At 69.4% G+C, this 7,850-nt stretch carries 9 protein-coding genes and 1 tRNA gene; 7 read left to right on the plus strand and 3 right to left on the minus strand.

Annotated features, from left to right (window positions below; genetic code table 11):
• Both VFF46_RS38195 and VFF46_RS38200 read left to right on the plus strand, forming a co-directional pair.
• The coding region (locus VFF46_RS38195) for an aquaporin (RefSeq protein WP_325042158.1) at nucleotides 1-216 on the plus strand (216 nt) is incomplete at its 5' end.
• Nucleotides 207-611 (plus strand): arsenate reductase ArsC, encoded by a 405-nt coding sequence (locus tag VFF46_RS38200; protein ID WP_325042164.1) that lies wholly within the window; start codon nucleotides 207-209, stop codon nucleotides 609-611. The genes VFF46_RS38195 and VFF46_RS38200, both read left to right, overlap by 10 nt.
• A 3-nt stretch (nucleotides 612-614) precedes the next feature.
• Here VFF46_RS38200 and VFF46_RS38205 read toward each other — a convergent pair.
• The 3 genes from VFF46_RS38205 to bcp all read right to left on the minus strand — a co-directional run bounded on the left by VFF46_RS38205 (nucleotide 615) and on the right by bcp (nucleotide 3,195).
• Nucleotides 615-695, minus strand: a tRNA-Leu gene (locus tag VFF46_RS38205).
• A 53-nt stretch (nucleotides 696-748) separates the two neighbouring features.
• Nucleotides 749-2,380 (minus strand): substrate-binding domain-containing protein, encoded by a 1,632-nt coding sequence (locus tag VFF46_RS38210; protein ID WP_325042159.1) that lies wholly within the window; start codon nucleotides 2,378-2,380, stop codon nucleotides 749-751.
• Between the two features lie 347 nt (nucleotides 2,381-2,727).
• The gene (gene bcp, locus VFF46_RS38215; RefSeq protein WP_325042160.1) at nucleotides 2,728-3,195 is read right to left on the minus strand and encodes a thioredoxin-dependent thiol peroxidase; all 468 of its coding nucleotides are present in this window, start codon (nucleotides 3,193-3,195) and stop codon (nucleotides 2,728-2,730) included.
• A gap of 70 nt (nucleotides 3,196-3,265) precedes the next feature.
• On the opposite strand from bcp, the gene VFF46_RS38220 reads away from it, so the two are divergent.
• From VFF46_RS38220 to VFF46_RS38240, 5 genes are all read left to right on the plus strand, one after another.
• The gene (locus tag VFF46_RS38220) at nucleotides 3,266-4,309 is read left to right on the plus strand and encodes a glucose 1-dehydrogenase (RefSeq protein ID WP_325042161.1); all 1,044 of its coding nucleotides are present in this window, start codon (nucleotides 3,266-3,268) and stop codon (nucleotides 4,307-4,309) included.
• Nucleotides 4,310-4,375: 66 nt separating this feature from the next.
• Complete coding sequence (locus VFF46_RS38225; protein ID WP_325042162.1) at nucleotides 4,376-4,639, plus strand: DUF3618 domain-containing protein; 264 nt, start codon at nucleotides 4,376-4,378, stop codon at nucleotides 4,637-4,639.
• Between the two features lie 41 nt (nucleotides 4,640-4,680).
• Nucleotides 4,681-4,974, plus strand: a complete 294-nt coding sequence (locus tag VFF46_RS38230) for a GroES family chaperonin (RefSeq protein WP_198682459.1) — start codon at nucleotides 4,681-4,683, stop codon at nucleotides 4,972-4,974.
• A 52-nt stretch (nucleotides 4,975-5,026) separates the two neighbouring features.
• Entirely contained in the window at nucleotides 5,027-6,127 is a 1,101-nt protein-coding gene (gene dapC / locus VFF46_RS38235; RefSeq protein ID WP_325042165.1) for a succinyldiaminopimelate transaminase, read from the plus strand.
• Between the two features lie 81 nt (nucleotides 6,128-6,208).
• A complete protein-coding gene (locus tag VFF46_RS38240; protein WP_325042163.1) occupies nucleotides 6,209-7,447 on the plus strand; it encodes a M15 family metallopeptidase in 1,239 nt (412 codons plus the stop codon).
• The last annotated feature ends 403 nt before the right edge of the window (nucleotides 7,448-7,850 follow it).

A 7,850-nucleotide genomic window follows, 5' to 3' on the forward strand; every position in this document is an offset into this window, starting at 1 on the left:
GCGTACTGGTTCACCTCGTCGACCTCGTTCGCCAACCCCGCCGTCACCATCGGCCGCGCTTTCAGCGACACCTTCGCCGGCATCGCGCCCAGCTCCGTGCCCGGCTTCATCGTCTTCCAACTGGTCGGCGCCGTCATCGGCGCGGCCGTGGTCGTGACCCTCCATCCCGAAGCAGTCGCGCCGCACACCGAAACCACCGCAGGAGCATCCTCGTGAGCAAGCCCAGTGTCCTGTTCGTCTGCATCCACAACGCCGGCCGCTCGCAGATGGCCGCAGGCTGGCTACGCCAGCTCGCGGGCGACGAGGTCGAGGTGCGTTCGGCAGGTTCCGAACCAGCCGACCAGATCAACCCCGTCGCCGTCGAAGCCATGCGCGAGGTCGGTATCGACATCACCGGCACGACACCTCAGCTGCTGTCGACCGACGACGTACAAGCCAGCGATGTGGTCATCACCATGGGCTGTGGCGACGCCTGCCCGTTCTATCCCGGCAAGCGCTACGAGGACTGGAAACTGACCGATCCCGCAGGCCAACCCCTTGAGGTCGTCCGCCAGGTCCGCGACGAGATCCGCGCCCGGGTCGTCCAACTCGTGGCGGACCTTAACAAGTAGCTGTGCCAGAGGCGGGAGTTGAACCCGCACGCCCGGGGGCGCCGGCACCTAAAGCCGGTGTGTCTGCCGTTCCACCACTCTGGCTGAGAAGGCGTTGCCGCCTCCCCTGGGGATACATCCTAGGGGAGGCAGCCAGGTCAGCGGCTCTGGAGGGCGTCGATGAAGACGCTCTTGAGGTCGCCGGGGTTCTTCGCGACGTACGCCTGGCCGCCGGTGGCCTGGGCCAGGGCGGTGAGTTCGTTGGCGTTCGCTTCGGGGCCCATACCGAGGGCGATGATGCGGACCGGGCGCGACGGGTCCTGGAGGCCCTGGAGGGTCTGGACGGCCTTGTCCAGGGTCGGGCTGCCGGGGTCGTCGTTCTTGCCGTCGGTGAACAGCAGGATGGTGTTGACGGCGCTCGACTTGTACGTCTGGCGGACCTGGCGGACGGCCGCGATCGCGGTGTCGTACAGGCCGGTGCCGCCGCCGACGATCGGGTGCTGGCTGGTCAGCTGGCCGACGATGGTCTGGCGTTGGGCCTTGGTCAGCGGTGCGATCGGTACCAGCGGCTTGTAGTCGGCGTTGTCCGAGCCGATCTTCGTGGAGAACGTCCACAGGCCGAGTTCGGCGCTGTCCGGGAACAGGTTCAGCCCGCTCGACGCCGCCTCGACGGTGAGCTGCCAGCGGGTCTTGTTGCCGACCTTCTCGGCCATCGAGCCGGAGACGTCGATGACGGCCAGGGAGTGGGTGGACAGCGACAGGCGGGTCCAGTTCTGCAGCGTGGTCTCGATCGCGGAGCTGGTCGGCTTGGTCAGCTGGCTCACGTCGCCGACGCCGCGGCCGCCGCTCAGCGGGCTGAGGGTGGTGTCGCGGAACCCCTCCTGGTCGCGGGACTGCGCGGCGGAGTCGGTGAGCAGTTCGGTGGCCAGTGCCTGCGCCGCGTCGCTCGCCTGCTGGCTGTCGGACTTGGCGGTGACCACGATCGGGTAGTCCAGCGTCAGCGTGCCGGTGGCCGGCAGGATCGCCTTCAGCTGGGCGTCAGGGTGCGTCTCCTGGTACTTCACGAAGCTCTGCTCGGACGCCGGTACGACGGTCTTGCTGCCGTCCTGGTCCGCCCGGCCGAACAGCGCGTTCACGTCCGTGTACGGCTTGGCCATCGAGCCGAGCTTCTGTGCGAGCGGTACGACGACCTGCGCCACCTGGGTGTCCGACGCCGAGGTCTTCTGCCGCTCGGACTGGACCGCGAGCAGCGTGAGCGCGCCGGGGGAGGTGTTCAGTGGGTCGAGCAGGGCCGGATCGGTGGCGCCGAGCAACCGCAGCCAACTGGAGGTGTCTCCGAAGTTCTCGTTGCGGCCGACCAGGACCAGCGGTGAGGTGGCGATCGAGGGGACCGCGATGTTCGGGACGTTCTCGCCGTCGTCGGCCTGCGAGACCCACAGCGAGGAGTCCGGTACCCAGAGGTCCGGCCGGCTGTCGCTGCCGTGCGCGACGTCTCGCGCGACCATCGCCGACGGCGCCGGGGTGATCGTGACCTGGTAGCAGGCGTTGCCGTCCTTGCCGCCCTTCGCGGACAGCGACTTGGCGGCGGCTTCGAGCGGCGCCTGCATCTCGGGCGTGGTGGACAGCCGGATCTGGGCCGGGTCGGAGCAGGCCTTCCCGCCGGCCAGCAGTCCGTCGGTCCCCGAAGCGGCGCCGAAGGACCGGACCACGAAGACGGCACCGAGCGACAGGACCAGTAGCCCGACCGCGGTGAGGTACACCGTACGGCGGTTGCTGTTACGTCCCGTCACCGCAGAGGAGTGTTTTCCCATCGCGGCAGGTCCCTCCCTCCCAGATGCGGCCAGAGGCTGACTGCGCGCGCAGATTACCCGGTTTCCGCACGTCGCGGGGACGGCCGCGAACGGTCGTGACACAGCCGTCGCCGAACCGGAACCCGACCCGGAGTACGGCCCTTTCGCAGGAACGCTGAAAAACTCACGGTGTGTGCCGGTGCCGCTGCGGTCCGCTGAGAATGAGGTGTGATCCAAATCACAGCAAGACTTTGCTCAAACGACCGTTCCATGGACTCGATCCGTGAAACGGTCGGAGGTTTCCCTCCTCGTAGGTCCTGACAAGGCCCCTTCCGCGGCCGGCCGCGTCAGAGGCCGAGGTCGCGGCGGAGCTTGGCGACGTGCCCGGTGGCCTTCACGTTGTACTGCGCGACGGCGATCTTCCCGTCGGCGTCGACGACGAACGTGGACCGGATCACCCCGGTCACCTTCTTCCCGTACATGGTCTTCTCGCCGAACGCGCCGTACGCCTGCAGGACCTCCTTGTCCGGGTCGCTGAGCAGCGGGAACGTCACGCCGTCGCGCTCGCGGAACTTCGCCAGCTTGGCCGGCTTGTCCGGGGAGATGCCGAGCACGGCGTACCCGGCGGCCTGCAGGGAGTCGAGCGAGTCGCGGAAGTCGCAGGCCTGCTTGGTGCAGCCCGGGGTCATCGCGGCCGGGTAGAAGTAGACGATCACGTTCTTCCCGCGCAGGTCCTTCAGCGCCACGTCGTTGCCGTCGGCATCGGGCAGGGTGAAGTCGGGTGCGGTGTCGCCGACGGACAGACGATCGGACATCAGGTCCTCCACGGGGATAGGTCTCCTGGGCGCCATGTTACGTGCGCGGACCCCCGGTTAGCCTGACCGCATGCGGGCCATGACAGTCACGCCGGGCAAGAGCGACTCGGCGGCAGTGGGTGACGTGCCGGAACCGCCGGTCGTCGACGGGTCGATTCTCGTGGAGGGCCTGCTGACAGGCATCTGCGGGACCGACATCGAGCTGGTCAGCGGAGCGTTCGGCAGCGGCCGTCCGGGTTCCGACCGGCTGGTGATCGGGCACGAGTCGCTCGGACGCGTGCTGGAGGCACCCGCGGGCTCCGGCTTCGCCACCGGGGACCTGGTGGCGGGAGTGGTACGCCGGCCGGACCCGGTGCCGTGCCCGGCGTGCGCGCGGGGTGAGTGGGACTTCTGCCGTAACGGGAAGTACACCGAGCGCGGCATCAAGGACATGGACGGGTACGGCGCCGAGCGCTGGCGGGTCGACCCGTACTTCGCCGTACCGGTGCCTGCAGCGCTCGGGAACCTCGGCGTACTGGTAGAACCGGCCAGCATCCTCACCAAGGCGTGGGAGCAGGTGGACCGGGTCGGACAACGCTCCTGGTACGCACCGCAGCACGTGCTGGTAACAGGCGCCGGACCGATCGGCCTGCTGGCCGCACTGATCGCACGGCAGCGTGGGTACGACGTACACGTGCTGGACCGGGTCGACGGCGGCCCGAAGCCGGAGCTGGTCCGAGAGCTCGGTGCGACGTACCTGACGGACCTGCGGCAGCTGGACGTCGTACCGGACGTGGTGATCGAGGCAACCGGTGTGGGGCAGGTGGTGTACGACTGCGCGTCGCTCCTGCCACCAGCAGGCGTGATGTGCCTGGCCGGGATCCACCCTGGCCCGGCGACCGTCGACGTACAACTGGATGCCCTGGTGCGGCAACTGGTGGTACGGAACGCTGCACTCGTAGGGACGGTCAACGCAGGTAAGCGGCACTACGCGGACGCCGTGGACGTGCTGGTCAAGGCTGACAGGTCCTGGCTGGAACGGCTCGTCACCCGGACCGTACCGCTGTCCGAATGGCCGAAAGCGCTGGTCCGGGAACCGGAAGACATCAAGGTGGTCGTGGACTTGCGGAGCTGACCTGCGAGGATGGGTGTGACCAGGGGCAGATCGGGGCATGCCCCGCCGACGGAAGGGAGCCGACACGTGTCGGACACGAAGGCTCGGACCGCCGAGCAGATCGAGGCGGACATCGCCGCCACCCGGGAGCGCCTGGCCTCCACCGTGGACGAGCTGGTCGACCGGGCGAGCCCGAAGGCCGTCATCGAGCGGCAGGTCGAGCAGGCCAAGTCCCAGGTCTTCGACGAGCACGGCCAGCTGCGTACCCAGAAGATCGTCGCGGTCGCCGGTGCGGTCGTCGGCGTGGTCGGCGTCCTGCTGGTCATCCGCCGGCTGGTGGGTCGCCGGTGACTCCTCGCAAGCGGCTCTCCGACGACAAGCTGCCGATCCGGATGCTGCACGACCGGGTCCTGGTGTCGCTCGAGCAGGAGGGCGAGCGGAAGTCGTCGGCGGGCATCCTGATCCCCGCCACCGCGCAGATGGGCCGCCGGCTGTCCTGGGCGAAGGTGGTCGCGATCGGCGCGAACGTGCGCACCGTCGAGGTCGACGACCGGGTGCTGTTCGACCCGGAGGACCGGGCCGAGGTCGAGGTCCGCGGCGACGACTACATCCTGCTGCGCGAGCGGGACCTGCACGCGGTCGCGGCCGGCCGCCTCGAGGACGGCCAGACCGGCCTCTATCTCTAGAAGTGACCTGCCGCCCCGGCTGCGTCCCGGGACAGGGGAGAATGGCCGGGTGATCTTCGATACCTCCAGTCGCCTGCCGGACTTCCCCTGGGACAAGCTCGCCCCCTACCAGCAGAAGGCGGCCGCGCATCCCGACGGCATTGTCGACCTGTCCGTGGGCAGTCCGGTGGACCCGGTGCCGGCCCTGGTGAAGCAGGCGCTGGCCGACGCGGCGGACGCCCCGGCGTACCCGACGACGATCGGTACGTCGGCCGCCCGGCAGGCCGCGGTGGACTGGATGCAGCGCCGGCTCGGCGTGACCGGAGTCGACCCGCAGAGCGGCGTGCTGCCGGTGATCGGCACCAAGGAGCTGATCATGATGCTGCCGACGCTGCTCGGCATCGGCGCCGGCGACACGGTCCTGATCCCCGACCTGGCCTACCCGACGTACGAGGCCGGTGCCGCGCTCGCCCGGGCGGCCAGCGTTCCGGTCGCAGACCCGACTGCGTACGACGGGCCGGTGCGGGTCGCGTACCTGAACTCCCCGCGCAACCCGTCCGGTGAGATCACCCCGGCGGCCGACCTGCGGCGCGCGGTCGAGTGGGCCCGCGCGAACGACGTACTGCTGGTCAGCGACGAGTGCTACACCGAGTTCGGCTGGGACGAGAAGCCGGTGTCGGTGCTGCACCCGGACGTGTCCGGCGGGAGCTTCGACAACCTGCTCGCGGTGCATTCGCTCTCGAAGCGCTCCAACCTGGCCGGGTACCGCGGCGGGTTCGTCGCGGGCGACCCGACGGTCGTGACGGAGTTGCTCGCCGTACGCAAGCACGCCGGGCTGATGGTGCCGTCCCCGATCCAGGCCGCGATGGCCGCGGCGTTCGCGGACGACGTACACGTGGAGGAGCAGCGCGCCCGCTACCTGCGCCGCCGTGCCGTACTGCGGGAGGCCCTGACCGACGCGGGCTGGGAGATCACCCTGTCGAACGGCGGGCTGTACCTGTGGGCGTCGCACCCGTCGTACGACGCGTACGGCTCGGTCGGCGCGCTGGCGGACAAGGGGATCCTGGTCGCACCCGGCGCGTTCTACGGGACCGCTGGTGAGCGGCACATCCGGGTGGCGCTGACCGGGACCGACGAGCGCATCGACGCCGCGGTGAAGCGGCTGCAGGAGTAGAAACTTTGCGTTCCGTGTGACGTCCTCCAGGTGTGACCGCCTCTTATAGGGGTAGGTGATGTCAAGGGGAGGGGAGGGCGCATGCGGCTGCATCTGCTCGGGGTCGTGGCGGTACTGCTGGCCGGGGTCACACCGACTCCAACACCAACGCCAACACCGACTCCAACGCCAACATCCACGCAGGCACCGGCCTGGTCGATCACGCTGGACCAACCGGCCGCGTCCTGGGAGGACAAGCCGACCGTCTTCACCGGCAGGATCAGCAAGCCGGTCACCGGTTCGTACGTCACGCTCTGGCAGCGTGTCCCCGGCGCCTGGGTGCTGCGTGGCTCGACCCGGACCACGGCCGGTGGCGCGTACAGGTTCAGCTACGTGTCGCCCGCCACCGGCAGCTGGGCGTTCCGCACGATGATCGGGGTCAAGGCCGAGACCGCGCTGGCGATCTCGGACTACCGGACGGTGCCGATCCAGGACCGCAAGATCGTCCTCAACACCCCGGCCGCCTGGTACGGGACGCTGACCGGCGTCTCGGTCACCGGCAAGCTGGTACCGGCCGAACCGGGCAAGGAGCTCGCGCTGCAGCAGTACCTCGGCAGCGGCCGCTGGCAGCTCCTGAACGTCGCGGCGATGGATGCCCGAGGCAACTTCCGGCTCCGGGTGCCGGACGACCTGCCCGCCACCCGCACCGTGCGGGTGGTCACGCGCGGCGTCAGCCAGTCCGCGATGGAGTACTCCGCGCTCGCGAAGATCGTCGTCAAGGCAGCACTGAACCCCAAGGTGTACGCCGTCTCCGCGGCGATGGTGCCGAACACGTACCGGGCCGGCTGCCCCGTGAGGCCGTCCGCGTTACGCCTGCTGCAACTGAACTACTGGGGCTTCGACGGCCGGGTGCACCGCGGCGAGCTGGTCCTGCGCGACGCCGCGGTGGCGAAGCTGATCACGGTCTGGACCTCGACGTTCGCGGCGAAGTTCCCGATCCGGCAGATGCGCCGGGTGGACGCGTTCGGCGGCAGCGACGTCCGGTCGATGGCGGCCGACAACACGTCGATGTTCAACTGCCGCCGGGTGACGGGTGACCCGTACTCGCTGTCGCCGCACTCGTACGGCTGGGCGATCGACATCAACACCGTCGAGAACCCGTACCTGGCCGCGAACGGCGTCTGGTACCCGTCGAACGGTCTGGCGTATCGCAACCGCGCGGTGGTCCGCCCGGGGATGCTGTTCGCGAACAGTGTCGCTACGAAGGCCCTGCGAGCCCAGGGGTACTTCTGGGGCGCGGGCTGGGCCAAGCCCGACTACCAGCACTTCGAGCCGAAGTGAAGCCGCTCGTAGCCTGCCTGCTGGCAGCCGTGCTCGCAGGGTGCAGTGCGAAGCCGACCGCTGCCCAACCGCCGCCGCCGAGCCCAGCAGCCGTTTCGGCCATCCCCAGCACAGTCAGCGGCACAGTGCCCGTCCCCACGAACACACTGCCCACCAACGAACCAACGGATGCAGCCGTCCCACCGCAGGTCCCGGAGCAGGCAACGGCTCCACCGCCGCCCAACGCCGGACCGCTGACTGCTAACAACCTGCCGGCCCCAGAGAAGCTAGGGCCCGGCTGGAAGACCTACAACGACCCGGGCGGCGCAGAGGCCGGTTTCGTCGGTAACAACACCTGGACCCGCCGCCGCGAACCCCATCAGGCGTCCTACGAAGCCCTACCGTCCGGCTGCTCCGGCCAGCC

The sequence above is a fragment of the Kribbella sp. genome, assembly GCF_035655035.1.
Taxonomy (GTDB): domain Bacteria; phylum Actinomycetota; class Actinomycetes; order Propionibacteriales; family Kribbellaceae; genus Kribbella.

Coding starts and splice junctions, on each gene's coding strand:
- bcp (WP_325042160.1), bottom strand. CDS start 3,195: ATGTCCGATCGTCTGTCCGTCGGCGACACCGCACCCGACTTCACCCTG.
- VFF46_RS38220 (WP_325042161.1), top strand. CDS start 3,266: ATGCGGGCCATGACAGTCACGCCGGGCAAGAGCGACTCGGCGGCAGTG.
- VFF46_RS38230 (WP_198682459.1), top strand. CDS start 4,681: ATGCTGCACGACCGGGTCCTGGTGTCGCTCGAGCAGGAGGGCGAGCGG.
- VFF46_RS38240 (WP_325042163.1), top strand. CDS start 6,209: ATGCGGCTGCATCTGCTCGGGGTCGTGGCGGTACTGCTGGCCGGGGTC.